Genomic DNA, 18,336 nt, shown 5'->3' with positions numbered 1-18,336 from the left:
GTAACAACCTCAATGAACGCCGCTGGTGACGACGCAAGTAAAGATTTTGGCGCTATGCTCCGATCTCGTCACCACGACCTAATGCGACATGACGATGGGGACTGGGCAGTCTGCGAGCAGAGAATGCGTTATTCCTCCCAGGATTGCCTGGCGCAGTCGCGAATGGACGAACGCGCCCATGACCAGCAAATCCACCTGCTGACTGGCGGCAAACTGACGAAGCGGCAGGCCTTCATCATCTCCAGGGCTGTTCGTTAGGACCGCGATGTCCGACCTGATCCCGTAAAGAGCCAAGTACTTCATCAATTCGTCGGCGGACTGGAGCCCCTCGGACCCCTTCATGCCGACAACGGTGGCGATGGCGACGTGATCGGCCTTGCCAAGCAGGTCCAGCCCGTCGCGAATCGCACGCGCTGCTCGCGCGCTTCCGTCCCATGCAATTGCTACCTTTTTGGTAAGCACCCGAGCGGGCACGCGGCTGAGAGACGCGCGCGTGATGTTGACCTGAGCTATGATGCAGGGATTGGGTTTCAGGCGGCCTGCTGATGAGGCGCTGTCTCGGGCTGGCAACGGCGCTTCCATTCCCACGGCAGTAGCTCTGGGAGGCGGGAAGCAGGCAGCTCTGCGATACGGGCCAGGACATCGGCGAGCCAGACCTTGGGGTCCACGTCGTTCAGCCGTGCGGTCATGATGAGGGTAAGCATGACGGCGGCCCGATCAGCGCCTCGGTCGGAACCAGCGAAGAGCCAGGATTTTCTGCCGCAGGCCACGCCGCGTAGCGCTCTTTCCGCCGCATTGTTCGTCATGCAGATCCTCCCGTCGCCGGCATAGCCGGCGAAGTAAACCCAGCGCGACAGCATGTAGTCGATCGGCCCAGCCACCGGCGATGAGCGCGAGAGGCTGGCCCGCTCGGTGCGCAGCCATTCCTCCATCTCGACCAGTAGCGGCCTGCTCTTCTCCTGCCGGACAGCTAGCCGCTCGGCCGCGCTCAGGCCGTTGATCTCCCGCTCGATGACGAACAGGGCATCGATGCGCTTCACAGCTTCCAGGGCCACCGGCGAGACCGGTTTGGCGCCTTTGCCGCGCCGCGCATTGCGAGCCACATCGGCCAGCTCGAAGAACTTTCGACGTGCATGGGCAAAACAGAATGCAGGCGTCGCCGGCATCTGTTTCTTCGTCCGGTCGAACAGCGGATTGAAGCCGTTGTAGCAGTCCGCCTGAAGGATACCGCTGAACTCGGCCAGATGCCTTTGCGGGTGCTCACCACGCCGATCACTGGAGGCGTAGAAGACCGCCGCCGGCGGCGCAGGGCCAGCGAACGGCTGATCGTCGCGCACGTAAACCCATATTCGCCCGGTCGTGCATTGGCCCTTGGCCAGGATCGGGATCGTCGTATCATCGCCGTGAAGCCGCTCGGCCTGGAACACATGCGCCTCGATCAGATCGAAGAGCGGCTTGACGGCGAAGGTGACGTGGCCGACCTGATCGGCCAGCGTCTGGGTCGACAGGTCTATGCCCTCGCATTTGAACCGCGTGCTCTGGCGGTTGAGCGGCATGTGCTGCCCGAACTTATCGAAGACGATCGTTGCTAGAAGGTTCGGGCCGATGAAGCCGCGCGGCGTGGCATGGAATGGAGCGGGAGCTTGGCTGATCGCCTCACAATCGCGACATGTGAACTTTTCTCGTACCGTCTCGATCACCTTGAAGCGGCGCGGGATTTCCTCCAGCGTTTCCGTCACGTCCTCGCCCAGCTTCGACAGCCGCGAGCCACCGCAGCAGGCGCATGCCGACGGCGCTTCGATGACGATCCGTTCGCGCTCGACGTCTTCGGACCACGGCTTGCGCACCAGCCGTTTGCGGGCGAAGGCGCGCACGGACTGTGTTTTGGCCGCAGCCTCTTGCGCCGCAAGTTCGTCCTCGGCGGCCGATGCCACGAGCTCTTCGAACTGCAATTCCAACTGGTCGATCAGCCGCTGTGTGCGTTCACGGCTTGGCCCGTGCTTCTCGCGCTCCAGCTTGCCGATCAGCAATTGCAAATGCGCATTCAGCGCCTCGATGCTCGACAGCCGTGCCTCAGCCTGGAGCCGCGCCGCGCGTTCGGCCAGCAGCGCATCATGGGCGCTGGCAAGGTCCGATGGCAGGGAAAGCGGCGGCAACGTCATGACGACATTGAATCAGATTTCCCAGCAATCTCAATGCCTAAATGCCGTCAAACCCGTGTCGGACGCCAAGTTTCCTGCGGCGCGCGCCAGTCGATTCCGGACAACAAATAAGAAAGCTGCGCCGACGAGATCGCTACCGCGCCACCTTCCGCGGTGGGCCAGATGAACTTTCCTCGTTCCAATTTTTTCGTGAACAGGCAGGCCCCCTGGCCATCGTGCCAAACGACCTTGATCAGATCGCCCCTTTTACCCCTGAAGCAAAACAGATGGCCGCCCAGCGGGTCATGCTTCAGCACCTCCTGCACCCGCAGCGCAAGCGACGGGAACCCGCACCGCATATCCGTATAGCCCGTCGCCAGCCACACCCGAACGCCTGTCGGGATAGGCATCATCGCAGCGTCTCCAGTCCGCGCACGATCCGCAGCAGGACATCGACGTCGACTTCGCGATCAACGATCACGCGCCGGCCGTTCGCGCTCAGCACCTCCATGCGACCGCTACTGACCACCGAATTCGATGGAGCCGGCGCGGGCGCAAGGGTTTCCGGCGCAATCAAAGCCGGCACGAAGCCCTCGATCCGAATGCTGCCAAGCTTGCCGGCCTGCGCCAACTGACGCCAGCGATAGAGCTGGGAACGGGAAACCCCGTGCCGCGCCGTCGTCGCGGAGACCTGGCGACCGTCCCCGGAAAAGGCTTCTTCGAGAAGCCGAAGCTTCGCCTCATCGGTAAAACGGCGACGGCGTCCCGTGTCGACGATCTCCAACCGGCTCACCGGTGTCCGGAAACTGTCCTTATGCCTATCCATAAGGACAAAACGACAGATTCACATCACGCCCTCAAGGCGGCCGCCGTCGGATGCGTACCCTTTTTGGGCACCTTAAACTTTCCGTGTGAGACAATCAGCACCGGGCGGCCGGTATCGAACAGCGCATGTTCGATTGCCGAGCGGCGCGCGCCGGCGTCGTGCGTGCCGGCCGTCTCCAGGATCGTCATGTCATGCAGCCGCGCCAGGGCAATGAAGCGGGCGTATCGGCCTTCGAACGGCGACCGCGCGTATTCGATGTCGACGGGCATACCCAGTTCATCCGCACGCTGCCGGATCGCCTTGGCAACTCGTCCGGACAGGGTCTCGATACGATCTTTTTCCTGCGCGATCCACACAGACGACGAACCGAGCGTCAACGGAAAAGGCTGTAACAAAGCAGGCGCAAACACATAGACTGTCAATCTGGACTGGTTCTCTTGAGCCAGACCGAACGCATAATCCAGCGTCGGGTCATGTGTGTGCTCCTCGTCAGCGGAAACCGCGACCAAAAGGCTTGTCAGCCGATTGCCGTGTGCCATGAATTTCTTGCTCCCTCTCACTACCTTCTCGATACCATGCGCTTCGTGTTTCCAGAAAATTCCCGAGAACCCGGAAGCCACCCACTAGGCTCAGGACTCGTTGATCAGAGCCAGAAGATTACGGCTGCTGCGATACAGATGGCGGACATGAAGGTGTGGGCGCAGCGGTCATAGCGGGTGTGGATGCGGCGCCAGTCCTTGAGCCTGCCGAACATGTTCTCGATCTTGTGGCGACGGCGGTAGAGGACGGTGTCGTGCGGGATCGGCACGTTGCGGTTGGCTCTGGACGGGATGCAGGCGGCGATGCCTCGATCGGCCAGGGCCGTGCGGAACCAGTCGGCGTCGTAGCCCTTGTCGCCGAGCAAGGCTGCGGCTTTCGGGAAAGCATCGATCATCAGCGCCGCGCCTTTGTAGTCGCTCATCTGCCCTTCGCTGAGCAGCATGATGAGCGGTCGACCAAGACCATCGCACACAGCATGCAGCTTGGAGTTCAGGCCGCCCCTGGTTCGCCCGATGCGTCGGGGAACAGCCCCTTTTTAAGCAGGCTTGCGGCCGTTCGATGCGCCTTCAAATGGGTGGCGTCGATCATCAGTTGATCGGGCTTGCCGCCTTTTGCCGCCAATTCGGCAAATATCCGGTTGAAGACGCCGAGCCGGCTCCAGCGGATGAAGCGGTTGTAGATCGTCTTGTGGGGACCGTATTCCCGGGGCGCGTCACGCCACCGCAGCCCGTTCCTGATCACGAAGATGATGCCACTGACGATCCGACGATCATCGACCCTCGGCACACCGTGAGACCGTGGAAAATGTCGCTCGATCCGTCGCATCTGCGCGTCCGACAGCCAGATCAAATCACTCATTGCAGCGCCTCCTCGCGCCACAATGAATCAACTGATCGTCACATCCGCAACCATTTTAATAGGTCCTGAACCTAACCTGCATGCTCCGGGATCTCGTGGTCGGTGGCCGGTTTCGCAGGCGCCGAAGACTGCACGACTGTCGACAATTGGCCGGCAGCTGACCCGGCCGTGGCACGGCGGATCGGATCCGACAGCAACCGCAGGCCATTCAGCACGACAAGGACGGTTCCACCTTCATGGCCGACGACCGCCAGCGGCAGGGGCAGGTTGAAGAACAAGCCGCCGGTGACCAGAACCACCATCGCTCCGATGGCGACGACGAGGTTCTGCCGGATGATGGCGGCCGAGCGGCGGGCCAGCCGGTGTGCGTGGGCAAGCGTTTCCAAGTCTTCCGAAAGCAGGGCCACGTCGGCGGCCTGGAGCGCGACCTCCGAGCCGGCCGCTCCCATGGCGATGCCGACGTCGGCGCGGGCAAGGGCGGCGGCGTCGTTGACGCCATCACCGACGAAGGCGATCTTGCCGCTTGCCGCCAGTTCTCCGACTTCGCGCACCTTGTCATGAGGCAGCATCCCGGCATGGATCTCCTCGGGCTTCAGCCCAAGCTCGGCGCCGATGCGCAGCGCTACAGGCTTACGGTCTCCCGTCATCATGACGATCCTGTGCACGCCACTGTCGCGCAGGGCGGCCAACGCCGCAGCGGAGCTGGCCCTGGCCTCGTCCGCCACGCTGACGGCGCCCAGCACAGTGGCGCCGCGCCCGAGATAAATCACCGTTTGGGCGTTGCCGGCAATCTTTTGCAACTCGGGGCGATCGATACGCGCGCCCATTTCCTCAACCAGATACGAGTTGCCCGCCCACACTGGGCCGAGCGCATCGAATCCTTCTATTCCGACACCTGGTCGCGCGTTCACGTCAACGACATCTGCTATGTTGAGATCACGGGTCGCCACCTCCCTGCGGATCGCGGCGGCGATATGGTGCTCCGAATGCGCTTCGAGGCCGCCGAGCAGCGATAGGAAGCGCTCCTCGTCGCCATCCAGCGCGACCACCTGCGTCACCGCGGCGCGGCCGGTCGTCAGGGTTCCCGTCTTGTCGAACGCAAACGTGTCGACGGCCGCGAGCGTTTCGAGAGCGGCGCCCCCCTTGAACAGCACGCCGCCTCGCGCGGCGGCCGACAGCGCCGACAGGATGGCGGCCGGAACGGATATGACGATGGCGCAGGGGCTGGCCGCGACCAGCAGCGTGGCGGCCTTGTAGAGCGCCTGCTCCCAGTCTCGCCCCAGCCAGTAGAAGGCGGCGAAGGCGAGCATCGCGCCCGCCAGGACCGCAACGGTGTAGCGCTGCCCGAACCAGGAGCTGAACCGCTCGGAGGGAGCCTTTGCGGCCTGCGCCTCGGTCACCAGCAGGATCATGCGCGCAATGGTGCTGTCGCCGACCGTCCTGGTGACCGACACCTCCAGCACGCCGTCGAGATTGACGGTGGCCTCGAACACCTGCTCGCCGGGCTCCTTGGAGACGGGCATGGATTCGCCGGTGATGTTGGCCTCGTCGATGCCGCCGCGCCCGCTCAGGATCACGCCGTCGGTAGGTACCCGTGCGCCGGGGCGCAGCACCACCACATCGCCGACGGCAAGTTCGGCCGCCGGAACCTCCTCGACCCTTCCGTCCGTGCCCTTGCGCAGCGCCGTTTCCGGCCGAAGCGCCATCAGCGCCTCGATCGCGCGGCGCGCGCGCCCCAGAGCCCGATGCTCCAGCGTGGTGGAAATGCTGAAGAGCGTCAAAAGCACGGCGCCCTCGAAAGGCGCGCCGACCACGGCGGCGGCGATCGCCGCGACGACCATCAGCAGGTCGATGTCGAGGATGCGTTCGCGCCAGAGCGCGGCCAGGGCCCGCCATGCGGCCGGCATCCCGCCGGCAAGATAGACGAGTGTCAGGCCCGGCGGGCCGAGGAAAGCCAGCTCCCCGCCGAAAAGCCACCTGCCGGCGATGGCCAGAACCATCCCCAGAACGGTTGCCAGGGACAAGGCCATCGGAAAATCCAACGATACAGATCGCTTCACGTCGTCCTCTCGATCGTTTCGGTCGCGCAGCGGGCGGCCACCGACATCATCTTCGCACATTTGCCGCCTCCAGGCGGATCACACCGTCATCCGCCGATGAAGAACCGGGCTTCGAAACCGTCCTGCCGCCCCTCCCGCGGCGACCGCAGCTCGATCCTGCCGCCGGTGCCGGCGGCGATGGTCTTGGCGATAGCCAAGCCGAGACCGGCGCCATCCGCCTGCGCCTGTCCCCGTTCGAACGGCTCGGACAGGCGGGCAAGCAGATCCGGCGCTACGGCCGGTCCGGCATTGGCGACGCACAGCACGCCGTCCGCCGACAGCGCCACACGCACCGGCTCCTGCCGACAACCGTGCTTCAGCGCGTTCTCGATCAGATTGCGCGCCAGGATCGCGAAGGCATCGGGATCGATCCGCGACAGCATGGGGCCATCGGGCAGCGTCAGTTTGATACGGTCGGTGCCGTCGGCGGTTTCCGCCATTTCGCCCACGAGCATCTTCAGGATGGCGGCGAGGTCGGTCGGCTCGGTTGTCCGAAGCCGCGCCCCTTCGGCTCTCGCCAGTTGCATCAGCTTTTCCGACAGCCTGGAAAGCCGGTGCAAGGCCGCCTCGATTTCGCGGGCGCGGTCGCGCGCGGCCTTGTCCGATGTTTCGATGATCAGCCTTTGCGTTTGCGCAAGCGCCGCCGCGACCGGTGTACGCAGTTCATGCGCGGAATTGGCGGTAAAGCTGCGCTCGGCCTCCAGCGTGCGGCTGAGACGCTCAAGCAAGCGGTTCACTGCCAGCGCATTCGGCTGGATCTCCGAAGGCAGGCCTTCCGCGGAAATGGGTGTCAGATCGCCTGCACCCCGGACCTCGATGTCCGAGCGGAAGCGCCGGAGCGGCCCCATCGACAGGCGCACGACCGCCCATACCCCGATCAGGCTGACAGGAACGAGCAGGCCGAGCGGAAGCGCCAGTCCGAGCAACGTCTGCCATGCCACCGCGCGCCGCCGCGCCAGCGGCTCGGCGACGGAAATGGTGACTGTGCCCTGAAGTGCTGCGTCGGAATAGATGCGGTGGGTGGGAGTATTCGCAAATCCCATGCCGATGAACGGCGGAAAGACCGACAAATCGGCCTTGTGCGAGCGCAGCAGTACCCGACCTTCCGCGTCTCGCACCACATAGGTGAAGTATTCATTGTGCTCGCGCATCGTCGCGACGCTCTGGTCGGGTTCGTCGTCGCTGTCCCGGCCGATGACGTCGCGAACGGCCAGCGGCAGAAGGCGCTGGCCGGTTTCCTCGAGGGCGCTGTCGAAGACCTCGTCCATCTCGTGGCGAAGTTTTTGGGCGGTCACCGCGGCCGTCGCCACCCAGAGCAGGGTCATGCCCAGCCCCAGCCAGAGCGACAGACGCCATTGCAGGCTTCGAGGCGCAATCACCGAGCACCACCCAGCCGATAGCCGATCCCGCGCACCGTATCGATCACCGAATGCCCGAGTTTCTTGCGCAGACGGCTGACATGGACCTCGATCGTGTTGCTCTCCACCTCGGCGCCGAAGGTATAGAGCCGCTCTTCCAGTTGCGTCTTTGAAACCACCTGGCCGGGGCGCTGGACGAAAGCCTCGAACAGCGCCCACTCGCGCGCCGTCAGATCGATGGAGCGGCCATTGCGCATGACGGTCCTGGCGGCGAGGTCGACCTGGAGATCCCCGAGCCTGACGAGCGGGTTGGGGTTGCCACTGTAACGACGTGCCACCGCATTCAGCCGCGCCGACAGCTCGGACAGATCGAAGGGCTTGGTCATGTAGTCATCCGCACCCGCATTGAGCCCATTGATGCGGTCCGAAATCTGATCCAGCGCCGTCAGGATGATGACCGGCGTTACGCTGCCTTTGCGGCGCAGATCGCGCAGGAAGGCGATGCCCTGCCCATCGGGAAGCATGAGGTCGAGAAGGACAAGGTCGTAGGCGGCGCTGTCCAGATGGTCGATCGCTGCGTCGAGGCGGGTGACCCAATCGACCGAATGACTGTCGGCCGCGATGTGATCACGCACCGCTGCGCCGAGGATCGTGTCGTCTTCCACCAGAAGGACTCTCATGAAGGTATCACCGCGCCTGTTCCTGATCTCTGGCCGCCGAACCTGTCAGCCGCCTGACGCAAAAGTCGATTCGGCTTCAGCTACCCGTCAGGAATGGGTGCCAGCATTTCTTCATGTAAACGCTGATGCAGGACAAATGACATGATGAAACATATCGTGGCAGCCTCGCTTTTCCTCATCATGGTTGGAGCCGGTACGGCGATGGCCGACGATGATTGTCACGTGCCGATGGATCAGTGGCAGTCTCGCGAAGCGGTTGAGGCAATGGCCAAAGCGCGCGGCTGGCAGGTGAGCAGGCTCAAGATCGATGACGGCTGTTACCAGATCAGGGGCATCGACGGGGCCGGACAGTCGTTCAAGGCCAAGATCGACCCGGCAACGCTTTCGGTCGTGAAGATGAAGTACAAAGACCGGGACGATGACGAGACCATGCGCGAACGGCGGCGATCTTCCGAATCCGGCGCGAGCGATACTTCCGGCGCAGCCCCGGCGAACAAGCTTTTCGAGACGGGCAAGCTGCCGAAAAGCGTCGTCAAGTAAGGTGACATGACCGGCAGGCCACGCCGGCGTCGGTCCGGCACACCCAACCCTTTCCATCGCAGGAAAAGCCACCATGCCGAGCACCTCCTTCCGCTATTCGAAAACCATGATCATCATTCACTGGCTGACCGCCCTTCTGGTGCTCGGCGCCTGGCTGACGGCAGAGGGCGGCCGCGAAATAGTCGACAACCCGCCCCTGCTGCATTTCACGCTGGGCCTGGCGGTGTTGGCCCTCATTGTGCCCCGCCTGATCCTGCGGCTGGCCGGCGCCGCACCTGAGGCGAATGGCGGGAGCAGCTGGCTCGCAACCGCCGCAAAAACCGGCCACGGCCTGCTTTATCTACTCATGGTCGGCCTGCCGATCACCGGCTGGTACGCTGCATCGCGCATGGGAGTGCCGGTGTCTTTTCTCGGCATCGAGCTTCCGGCGCTCACCGCAGCGGTCCAGGGACGCCCCGGCCTGATCGCCAATCTGCACGAGAATGCCGGCACATTCATCCTGATCCTTGCTGGCTTGCACGCGCTGATGGCTATCTGGCACCAGTTCGTGCTGCGTGACGGAACGCTCCAGCGCATGAGTCTGCGCTGAACAGAGGGGCTTCAGCTCGCCGGTGCGGCCAGCCATAGTCGGCCCGCGGGATACCACGGCGGCGGGAATGGGTCCGGGCAAGGCAGGGCAAAACCGCAGGGAGGCTTTGGTGCACGCGCATCTGCATCCGGAAACCCATCTGGTCGCGCGCATCGGCTGGCTGCGCGCGGCGGTTCTCGGCGCGAATGACGGAATCGTCTCGACTGCCAGCCTGATCGTGGGCGTCGCGGCGGCCTCTGCCTCAACATCCGAAGTGCTCGTTGCCGGCATTGCCGGCCTGGTTGCCGGCGCCATGTCCATGGCCGCCGGCGAATATGTCTCAGTCAGTTCCCAGTCCGACACAGAACAGGCCGACCTCGCACGCGAAAGGCAGGAGCTTGCAAGCCAGCCGGACTTTGAACGCGAGGAGTTAGCGCAGATCTACATGCAGCGCGGCCTTGACCGAGCGCTCGCATTCCAGGTCGCGGATCAACTCATGGCCAAGGATGCGCTCGGCGCGCACGCGCGCGACGAATTTGGCATGTCCGAGGTGACGGCGGCGCGACCGATCCAGGCGGCATTCACCTCGGCAGCTACCTTCGCAGCCGGCGCCGCGATGCCGTTGCTGGCTGCTGTCCTGATGCCGTATTCCATGATTGTCGCCGGTGTATCCGTCGCATCTCTCCTGTTCCTCGCATTGCTCGGCGCAATTGGCGCACGCGCCGGCGGCGCGAAAATTGGCAAGGCCGTGGTGCGCGTGACCTTCTGGGGCGCGATGGCCATGGCGATCACAGCGGGAATCGGCAGCCTGTTCGGCACGGTGGTTTGAGGGAGCGTGCCCCTGAGAGCTCGCCTTATGACCATGTACGGCGCTCACAGATTGTATTGTTCGCGCGCATAATCACCCAAACCTGCGGCGTCGAGCTGGTTCATCGACGCGAGGAAGGTCACCTGGATGACGCCCGGTGCGCGACCGATCTCGATCGCGCCGTTTATCGTGGCTCGATTGCGCACCTCCGGAACCGTCATGCCGAGAAGCTTTGCCGCCCGCGCAAGCCCGTTGTCGATAGCCGCATTCATGTTGGCGGCAGTTCCGATAATCGAGATGGGCGCCAACTCTTCAAGACGATCCATGCCCCACGAATGAGCCAGCCGCTCAGCCCTGGCGCGTTCATCGGCGCTGAACGGACGCGCCAACGGTGGAAGGTCTTCGAGCAGGGGGAACAGGACCGGACCGTCTATGGGAAAGTTCTTTACCACTTCAACCTGCAGGGTGACGCTGCCCGCAACATCCATCGTGTGGCCGGCGATCTCGCCGTCGCCCTGGGCGGCGTGCATGTCGCCCATGTAGACGCCTGCTCCCTTCACCTTGACCGGCGCGATCAGTATGGCGCCCGGCCGTACGGCGTCGATGTCCATGTGGCCGTCGGTCTTGTGTTCGGCGAGTTGTTCGGCGGTCAGGGCGTAGGGGTGCGGGGCGCCGACAAGGAAAGAGCCGAAATCACCGGCATTATGCGAATCCGGCATCGGGCATGACGGTGTCGTGCCGAGTTGCCCGAGGAAGGGGCGCATGCGCACCATGACGCCGGGCATATCCGATGGCGCGAAGGCCAGAATCGGATGCTGCACCGACTCGTCCGGCAAGGCTGCATAATGATGGGCGTTGCGGGCGATGTTCTCCGCCACCTCCTTCGACACGGTCACTCCGACCTGACGTGTCTCGTCGAAGACGACGGTGTAGCCATGAACAATCTCGAACGGCTTGACCGCATTCCCGCACTTGTCGCATCTGACGGCATCCTGGCCTATTCCTTCCAGATGCGTCTCCGGCCAAATCTCGTCGCAGGTCGGACAGCGGGCAGCAACGTAAGGGTCGCCGAGACAGAATCCTTCCGGAGACGAATCGTGGCCGGAGGCGGTGGCGATGGAAGTGACAGTGATGTCGCGGATGCGGATTGCGATACCGTCGCCCGGCTCGGCACCGTCGACATAGACGGGCTGGGTGACCTCGTGGCCGCCGCGCAGGCGCGGTGTGATCATCGGCCCCCAGCAGCCCGGCGCCGTGTTGGCGATGATGGTGCCGCCGTTCTCGACCGGCCCGAGCATCGGTGCATTCGGATCGAGGACACTATTGGTGAAGCCATTTACGATAACGCTGCGTCGAGGTGTTGTGGAAATTGCGGTTTCCTCGTCCATGCCACTCCTCCGAATATGCGTTTCCTTTGGTCTACCCGGCGGTTAGCCTGCCAAGTACAGCCCATGTTAGAATACCATATCAGGATATCATATCGAGCTTCAGTTGAGGGAGGCTACGCTCGGTCAGATAATCGTAGGCGCCGGCATCGATGCCAACTGCAAGCTACCGGAAGTGGCGGACGGAGAGCTTCATATCGTCCCGTGGGCGGAAGCACCCATCCACCCTATTGAATTTCATTCGTCGTGCCGCATCCAAAGCGGCTCACTGTAGGAGGAATATCGCATGAAGGCCTGTCTTTACGCTGCCATGATGTCCGTGGCGACGGTATTTTTCGCAACGGCGACAGCTTCGGCAGACGACGCCGAGGCCGGCAAGAAGGTGTTTGCCGCATGCAGGGCTTGTCACCAGATTGGGGAAAAGGCCAAGAACGGTGTCGGGCCGGAGCTCAATGGCCTGATCGGCCGGCACTCAGGTTCGGTCGAAGGGTATAAGTATTCACCGGCAAACAAGGATTCCGGGATCGTCTGGGACGAGGAGACGTTCCGCGAATATATCAAGAATCCGAAGGCCACCATCCCCGGCACGAAGATGATCTATGCAGGCTTGAAGGACGAGCAAAAAATCTCAGACCTGATCGCCTATCTGAAGCAATTCGATGCGGGCGGAAAGACGCATGATTGACCGCTCCTGACCTTCAACAGGCAAGCTGAAAAGAGATATCGAGCCCGGGGCGGGTCGTGGCTTTTCAGATCTGCACGACCCGTTCCGGGTTTTCTCGTACGGGCGTCGTCCAGCTTTTGGAACGCGACCCGACGAAAGCCGCGCACGATGGCGACACGCCAATGGATTTCTGACGATAAGCTGAAGCAAAAATCGCGAGGCCGTCAGCAAGCGCTCAGGCACCTTCTCCAGATTGAACGCACCGGCGAGCACAAGGCACCACTGGCTCGCGGCTTCGGAGAAGGTACCATCGACATGAAATCCCTTCTTGCAATCCTTGCCATCACGACGGCGCTTACGCTTCCCGGCCTCGCCATGGCCCGGCCCGTCACCCTGACCACGACGCTGAGCAACTACGGCGGCGACGGCGCCTATCTGGCGCTCTATGTCACCGACGCGCAGGGCGCCTATGTCGGAAGCCTGTGGATGGCCGGGGCCAAGTCCAAATATTACGAGCACCTGTCCGGCTGGTATCGCGCCACCGGCGGCAATGTCGCGGAGATCGACGGCATCACCGGCGCCAGCGTCGGGGCGGGCCGCACACTGGAAATCACGCTCGATCTTGCCGACGCGCTGTTCGACGCCGGCTATACGCTGCATGTCGATGCCGCTGTCGAGGATATGCGCGACAGCCCCAACGAAGTGGCCGTGCCGCTGACGGCGGCTGGCGCTGGCACCACGCTGCCCGGCCGGCGCTACATCGCCGATTTCTCCTACGCCATGTAGCCGGAGGCGGCCATGATGCGCGCCCTTCACCGCTGGCCGGGCCTTCTGGCCGCGTTTCTGCTGGTGGTACTCAGCCTGAGCGGAGCGGCCCTGTCGCTGTTTCCTGCCGCCGAGCGGCTGACTTCGCCGCAGGCGGCGGCGATGCTGTCCGTCGCCGATCTGGCGGCACGCATCGAGGCCGCTCACCCGCAAGTAGAGCAGATCCGACGGGCTCCTTCGGGCCGGATCACCGCCTACTGGTTCGAGGATGGTGCGCCGCAGGCGGCGATAGTCGATCCCGCCACCGGCCAAGACATCGCTGCCGCTGACCCCAACCCGTCCCAACGGTGGCTGACCAACCTGCATCGCTCGATGCTTCTCGGTGACGGCGGCCGCCTGGCGATGGCTGTCGGCGCTGCCGCCATGCTGGTATTGACCCTGTCCGGCGCGGGGCTGGTGGCGCGCCGGGCCGGCGGCTGGCGGCGCTGGTTCGCGCCGCTGCGTGGGCCGCTTGCCGGCCGCCTGCATGTCGAGATTGCGCGCGTCGCGGTCGCCGGCCTCCTGTTGTCCTCGGCCACGGCCCTCTGGATGACGGCCTCGACCTTCGATCTTTTGCCCGACAGGCCGACATCGCCAGCCTTCCTCAACGAGGCCAGCGGCCAGACCGGGGCGTCCGTCGCGGTGATCGACAGGCTGAAGAAAACGCCCGTTGCGGAGCTGCGCAGCCTGTCATTCCCCGACCCCGGCGACGCGGTAGACGTCTTCACCCTCAAGACCGATCGCGGCACCGGCTATCTTGATCAGGGCACCGGCGCGGTCTTGGCGTGGAGCGACCTGGGCGTGTGGCAGCGTATCTCGGAAACCATCTACATGCTCCACACCGGACAGGGAGCAGCCACGCTCGGGCTGGTCCTCGGGCTCATGGCGCTTGGCGTGCCGGCCATGGCGGGCACGGGCCTTGTCCTGTGGCTCGCGGGCCGGCGCGGGCGGCCGCGCATCCGCGGCAATGTCGCCGCAGGGCATGCCGAGACGATCATTCTAGTCGGCAGCGAAGGCGGCAGCAGCTGGGGTTTCGCCGCGACCTTGCATGGCGCGCTGACACGTGCGGGCCAGACGGTGCATGCCGCGCCGATGTCGGCCTTTGACCCGGCGCGCTACCGGCAGGCGCGGCGCATCCTGATTCTCGCCGCCACCTATGGTGACGGCGATGCGCCGGCCTCGGCGAGGGCTTTCCTCGACCGGCTGCAGACCCTGCCCACGGCCCCTTCCGCACCGCTGGCGGTGCTTGGCTTCGGCGACCGCGGCTTTGCCGCCTATTGCGCCTTCGCACACGCGGTGGCGGAGACGGCAGCAGCCAAAGGTTGGCACCTGCTCATCCCCTTCGACACGGTAGACCGCCAGTCGCCGCAGGATTTTGCCCGCTGGGGCCGCGCGCTGGGCAGGGCGATGGGCATCGACCTGGTGCTCGAACACCAGTCAGTCCCGCCGGCCGCCCTGTCGCTGACGCTGCTTTCGCGCCGCGATTACGGTGCCGATGTTCAGGCCCCGACGACCATCCTGCGCTTTGCCCTGCCTGAAATTGCGCTTTGGCGGCGGCTGGCCGGCCATGGCTTTGGCCGCTTCCGCGCGGGCGACCTCATCGGCATCGTGCCGGAAGGCTCGGCCGCTCCCCGGTTCTATTCGCTCGCCTCCGGGCTTCGCGACAGCTTCATTGAAATCGTCGTGAAGAAGCACCCCGGCGGCCTGTGCTCGAGCCAGCTTTTCGGACTGGAGCCCGGCGATACCGTCAGCGCCTTCCTGCGCCACAACCTCGGCTTCTACCCTGGGCGCGGCCACACACCGCTGATCCTGATCGGTGCCGGCACAGGAATCGGGCCGCTGGCCGGCTTCGTGCGCGCCAATACGCGGCGGCGCCCGATCCACCTGTTCTTCGGCATGCGCCACCCCACCAGCGACTTCCTCTACGACGCGGAACTGGCAGACTGGCAGCGGCAAGGCCATCTGCGCCATCTTGCCACCGCCTGCTCGCGCGGGCGCATGCCCCGCTACGTGCAAGATGCGTTGCGCGAGGAAGCTGCCGAGATCACGCGCCTGATCACCAGGGGCGCGCGGATCATGGTCTGCGGCGGACGCGACATGGCGGCCGGCGTCTCTGCCGCGCTCACCGATATCCTCGCACCTGCGGGGCTGACGCCGGCCCTGCTCAAGGCTCAGGGACGCTATGTCGAAGATGTCTATTGAAGCGAAGCGCCATGCACTGAACGGCCCCACCATGGGCACGCGCTGGACGGCGCTGTTTTATGCGGCTGAAGCGTTCGATCCTGGGCCGGTCCGTGACGCACTTCAGGCGGCGGTGGACGAGGTGGATGCGCAGATGTCCACCTGGAAGCCCGACAGCGACCTGATGCGTCTCAACGCGGCGCCGCCCGGCGCCTGGGTGGAGGTGCCGAAGCGTTTGATGGAGGTGCTCACCCTTGCGCTCGATATCGGCCGCGCCTCGGGCGGCGCGTTCGACATCGGCATGGGCGATGCAGTGGCAGCCTGGGGCTTCGGCCCAGCAGCGGCCGACCAGCACCTTATCCGCAACGCCCTCGATGCGCCGCGCCGGCCCGCCCACGCGATGCTGGAACTGGATTCGACAAGCGCAAGGGTACGCAAGGCGGCGCCGATCACCCTCGACCTCAACGGCATCGCGAAGGGTTACGGTGTGGATCGGCTGGCCGAGACGCTGCATGACTTTGGCATTTCATCCGGGCTGGTGGGTGTCGACGGCGAGATGCGGGCGTGCGGCCTGCGCTCCGATGGTCAGCCTTGGACCATTGCCATCGAAGCGCCCGACCCTGATCGCCGCGCGCCGCATTCGCTGCTGGCCTTGCAGGACGCCGCTGTCGCCACGTCGGGCGATTACCGACACAGGCTTGTCGCCAGCGGCCGCCATCTGTCGCACACGATGGACCCGCGGCGCGGCGCCCCTCTGATAGAGCCGCCTGCCTCCGTTACCGTGGTCGCCCGCACCTGTGCCGAGGCTGATGCCTGGGCAACGGCGCTGATGGTGCTGGGTGTCGAGGCAGGTCGTGAGCTGGCGATGCGATGTGGCCTTGATGCGCTCTTCCTCATGCGTGACGCCGATGGTGTCCAGACCCGCGCCGTCGGCTCGCTGTTCGTCTGCGGGGCGTCGTCGGGGGCAGGCGGGGAGGGTTTGGTTGCCACCTGACGCCTGTCTATTGATGCAAGGACTTCTTGCACGCTTCGCCAATACCTATTCGAAAACGGACAGTCTATCTTCATCTCAACCCCAACGGCATTGCCTTGACCGCCCGTCGCGGCCGGAAGCAACGTATCAACCACAGGAGACGACTATGCAGACTGCAAGACCTTTTACCGCTTTCGCCCTGGCGCTTGCCCTGGCGCTGGGCGCGCCGGGGATCGCCGCCGCGCAAACCCATGCCCATGACGGCGCCGGCGAAGCGGCAATCGAGATCACGCTGAACAATGGCGCCAAATGGCAGGGCGATCAGAACATGATCACCGGCATGACCGCGATCCACGGCACGATGGCCGCCAATCTGGAGGCGATTCATGCCGGCACGCTGCCGGCCGATGCCGGCAAGGTGATGGCCGCCGACATTCAAAAGCAGCTCGATTTCATGGTCGAGAACTGCGTGCTCGAACCCAAGGTCGACGAACAGTTCCACGTCGTCCTGGGTGAAGTCATGAACGGCATCTCGGCGCTGGAGGAAGGCGAGGTGGAAACAGGCGCGGTGACGATCGTCCAGGCGCTCAACGCCTATGGCGAGCATTTCGAGCATCCCGGCTGGCAGGCGTTCAACTGATACAGGTCGGGTGTCAGCCCGAAGGATGGGTCCGGCGGGGGCGTCATGCCTCCGCCGGTTTCGTCTTGCAGGGGCAGCGCCCTTCCAGCAGATCGGCATCGGTGGTTAGCGCCGCAGCCATGAAATCCAGAAAGTTGCGGACACGCGCGGTATTGCGCAGATCCTCATGGGTCAGAAGCCACAGATCCAGCATGAACTCTTCGGGAAGCGACGTAGCGCGAACCAGCTCAGGATCGCAATCGGCAAGCACGCAGGGCAAGGCGGCAAGGCCGATCCCGGCTCGCGCCGCGGCATGAGCGGCGATGATCGAATTCGTCCGATAGACCTGCCGCATCTGCGGCCACCAGCGCGCCAGGCTGCGGCTCAGTGGGCCGTGGGCTGAGCCATAGCCGATCCAGTCACCGTGGGCTGGATCGCCCGGCCCCCGTAGGCCAGTGTGCACAGCTGCGTAGACGGCAAAGGCCAGTCGGCCAACTCGTCGCCCGACCAGCGTTTCCTGCACCGGATTGCCGATCCTCAGCGCCACGTCCGCCTCGCGCCGCGCCAGGTCCAGCATCGTGTCCGCCACCACCACCTCGATTTCGATTCCAGGCCATTCGGCCCGGAACGCGGCAATATGGCGGGGAAGCACCGCCACGGCCAGCAGGTCGGTCGCGGTGATGCGGATCGTCCCGCTCGGCCGCTGGTCCTGCCCGGTGACCTTCAGTGCCAGCGCTGCGATTTCCTCTTCGATGCGAAGAACGGAATCGCGCATTTCCTCGCCCGCTGCTGTCAGCGCGTAGCCGCTGGGCAACCGATTGAATAGCCTCGCCCCCAATCGCGCCTCAAAGGCGCCGATGCGCCGGAAAACAGTCGAATGGGTCACACCCAGCATGCGCGCTGCGCCCGCCAGCGATCCTGCCCGCGCCACGGCCAGGAATAGCCGAAGGTCGTCCCAATCCTGGCCCTGTCCATTCATGCAAGGACTCCTTCCGGGTTTCGCCAATCCCTGTGCGCAGATTGCTCACTTATCTCTACCTCGGAAACGACGCCGATCAACCGAAAGGATCGAACCATGACCACGACAACCATCCGCACCCTGCTGCGCAGCGATGAGCTGTCCTGTCCCTCTTGCGTGCCCAAGATCGAAAAGTCGCTGCTGGCGCTGCCCGGCGTAATGAAGGCCGAAGTAAAATTCTCCAGCGGCCGCATCGAGATTGAACACGACCCATCGCTCAGCGACGTCAATGCCCTGATCGATACGGTGGCCAAGGTCGGCTATGCCGCCAGGC

At 64.4% G+C, this 18,336-nt stretch carries 20 protein-coding genes; 9 read left to right on the top strand and 11 right to left on the bottom strand.

The annotated features are described in order from the left end of the window. Positions 1-78: 78 nt before the first annotated feature. The 9 genes from ACTDI4_RS01755 to ACTDI4_RS01715 all read right to left on the bottom strand — a co-directional run bounded on the left by ACTDI4_RS01755 (position 79) and on the right by ACTDI4_RS01715 (position 8,502). Positions 79-570: a universal stress protein gene (locus tag ACTDI4_RS01755; protein WP_442839505.1), complete on the bottom strand. Its 492-nt coding sequence runs from the start codon at positions 568-570 to the stop codon at positions 79-81. Continuing rightward, positions 531-2,162, bottom strand: coding sequence for an IS66 family transposase (gene tnpC / locus ACTDI4_RS01750; protein ID WP_442839504.1), 1,632 nt, complete (start codon positions 2,160-2,162; stop codon positions 531-533). Before tnpC ends, ACTDI4_RS01755 begins: the two co-directional genes overlap by 40 nt. Before the next feature lie 47 nt (positions 2,163-2,209). Continuing rightward, the gene (gene tnpB, locus ACTDI4_RS01745; RefSeq protein WP_442839503.1) at positions 2,210-2,554 is read right to left on the bottom strand and encodes an IS66 family insertion sequence element accessory protein TnpB; all 345 of its coding nucleotides are present in this window, start codon (positions 2,552-2,554) and stop codon (positions 2,210-2,212) included. Beyond that, on the bottom strand, positions 2,551-2,967 hold the full coding sequence (gene tnpA / locus ACTDI4_RS01740; protein ID WP_442839502.1) for an IS66-like element accessory protein TnpA: 417 nt from the start codon (positions 2,965-2,967) through the stop codon (positions 2,551-2,553). Before tnpA ends, tnpB begins: the two co-directional genes overlap by 4 nt. Before the next feature lie 23 nt (positions 2,968-2,990). Continuing rightward, complete coding sequence (locus ACTDI4_RS01735) at positions 2,991-3,506, bottom strand: hypothetical protein (RefSeq protein ID WP_442839501.1); 516 nt, start codon at positions 3,504-3,506, stop codon at positions 2,991-2,993. 104 nt (positions 3,507-3,610) lie between these two features. Further along, a protein-coding gene (locus ACTDI4_RS01730) for an IS5 family transposase (RefSeq protein ID WP_442843237.1) occupies positions 3,611-4,365 on the bottom strand; the annotation gives its coding sequence in 2 pieces (ribosomal slippage) (positions 3,611-4,032 and positions 4,032-4,365; 756 coding nt in all). Between the two features lie 71 nt (positions 4,366-4,436). Next, positions 4,437-6,395 (bottom strand): heavy metal translocating P-type ATPase, encoded by a 1,959-nt coding sequence (locus ACTDI4_RS01725; RefSeq protein WP_442839500.1) that lies wholly within the window; start codon positions 6,393-6,395, stop codon positions 4,437-4,439. A 116-nt stretch (positions 6,396-6,511) separates the two neighbouring features. Next, positions 6,512-7,843: an ATP-binding protein gene (locus tag ACTDI4_RS01720; protein WP_442839499.1), complete on the bottom strand. Its 1,332-nt coding sequence runs from the start codon at positions 7,841-7,843 to the stop codon at positions 6,512-6,514. Further along, complete coding sequence (locus ACTDI4_RS01715) at positions 7,840-8,502, bottom strand: response regulator transcription factor (protein WP_442839498.1); 663 nt, start codon at positions 8,500-8,502, stop codon at positions 7,840-7,842. The genes ACTDI4_RS01720 and ACTDI4_RS01715 overlap by 4 nt, the downstream gene beginning before the upstream one ends. Before the next feature lie 141 nt (positions 8,503-8,643). Between ACTDI4_RS01715 and ACTDI4_RS01710 the strand changes: the two genes are divergently transcribed. The 3 genes from ACTDI4_RS01710 (at position 8,644) to ACTDI4_RS01700 (ending at position 10,439) form a co-directional block, all read left to right on the top strand. Continuing rightward, positions 8,644-9,042, top strand: coding sequence for a PepSY domain-containing protein (locus tag ACTDI4_RS01710; protein WP_442839497.1), 399 nt, complete (start codon positions 8,644-8,646; stop codon positions 9,040-9,042). Between the two features lie 73 nt (positions 9,043-9,115). Beyond that, the gene (locus ACTDI4_RS01705; protein WP_442839496.1) at positions 9,116-9,631 is read left to right on the top strand and encodes a cytochrome b; all 516 of its coding nucleotides are present in this window, start codon (positions 9,116-9,118) and stop codon (positions 9,629-9,631) included. A gap of 109 nt (positions 9,632-9,740) precedes the next feature. Beyond that, positions 9,741-10,439 (top strand): VIT1/CCC1 transporter family protein, encoded by a 699-nt coding sequence (locus ACTDI4_RS01700; RefSeq protein WP_442839495.1) that lies wholly within the window; start codon positions 9,741-9,743, stop codon positions 10,437-10,439. Positions 10,440-10,483: 44 nt separating this feature from the next. Here the strand turns inward: ACTDI4_RS01700 and ACTDI4_RS01695 are convergent, their stop codons facing one another. Further along, positions 10,484-11,806: an acetamidase/formamidase family protein gene (locus ACTDI4_RS01695; RefSeq protein WP_442839494.1), complete on the bottom strand. Its 1,323-nt coding sequence runs from the start codon at positions 11,804-11,806 to the stop codon at positions 10,484-10,486. A 307-nt stretch (positions 11,807-12,113) separates the two neighbouring features. Here ACTDI4_RS01695 and ACTDI4_RS01690 point away from each other — a divergent pair, with 307 nt between their 5' ends. The 5 genes from ACTDI4_RS01690 (at position 12,114) to ACTDI4_RS01670 (ending at position 17,065) form a co-directional block, all read left to right on the top strand. Continuing rightward, positions 12,114-12,488, top strand: a complete 375-nt coding sequence (locus ACTDI4_RS01690) for a c-type cytochrome (RefSeq protein WP_425352085.1) — start codon at positions 12,114-12,116, stop codon at positions 12,486-12,488. Positions 12,489-12,782: 294 nt separating this feature from the next. Continuing rightward, entirely contained in the window at positions 12,783-13,253 is a 471-nt protein-coding gene (locus ACTDI4_RS01685) for a DUF2271 domain-containing protein (protein WP_442839493.1), read from the top strand. Between the two features lie 12 nt (positions 13,254-13,265). Next, positions 13,266-15,473 (top strand): PepSY domain-containing protein, encoded by a 2,208-nt coding sequence (locus tag ACTDI4_RS01680; RefSeq protein WP_442839492.1) that lies wholly within the window; start codon positions 13,266-13,268, stop codon positions 15,471-15,473. Continuing rightward, the gene (locus ACTDI4_RS01675) at positions 15,454-16,446 is read left to right on the top strand and encodes an FAD:protein FMN transferase (RefSeq protein WP_442839491.1); all 993 of its coding nucleotides are present in this window, start codon (positions 15,454-15,456) and stop codon (positions 16,444-16,446) included. The genes ACTDI4_RS01680 and ACTDI4_RS01675 overlap by 20 nt, the downstream gene beginning before the upstream one ends. 145 nt (positions 16,447-16,591) lie before the next feature. Next, on the top strand, positions 16,592-17,065 hold the full coding sequence (locus tag ACTDI4_RS01670) for a hypothetical protein (protein ID WP_442839490.1): 474 nt from the start codon (positions 16,592-16,594) through the stop codon (positions 17,063-17,065). A gap of 43 nt (positions 17,066-17,108) precedes the next feature. Here the strand turns inward: ACTDI4_RS01670 and ACTDI4_RS01665 are convergent, their stop codons facing one another. Next, positions 17,109-18,023: a LysR family transcriptional regulator gene (locus ACTDI4_RS01665; protein WP_442839489.1), complete on the bottom strand. Its 915-nt coding sequence runs from the start codon at positions 18,021-18,023 to the stop codon at positions 17,109-17,111. A 96-nt stretch (positions 18,024-18,119) separates the two neighbouring features. Between ACTDI4_RS01665 and ACTDI4_RS01660 the strand changes: the two genes are divergently transcribed. After that, positions 18,120-18,336 (top strand): heavy-metal-associated domain-containing protein (locus ACTDI4_RS01660; protein ID WP_442839488.1); only part of this gene is annotated, 217 nt, incomplete at its 3' end.

Origin of the sequence: Mesorhizobium sp. PUT5, from assembly GCF_052216645.1 — a bacterium.
Lineage (GTDB): Bacteria > Pseudomonadota > Alphaproteobacteria > Rhizobiales > Rhizobiaceae > Mesorhizobium.
The sequence above is the reverse complement of the archived record's forward strand: the minus strand, read 5'-3'. Positions and strand labels throughout refer to the sequence as shown.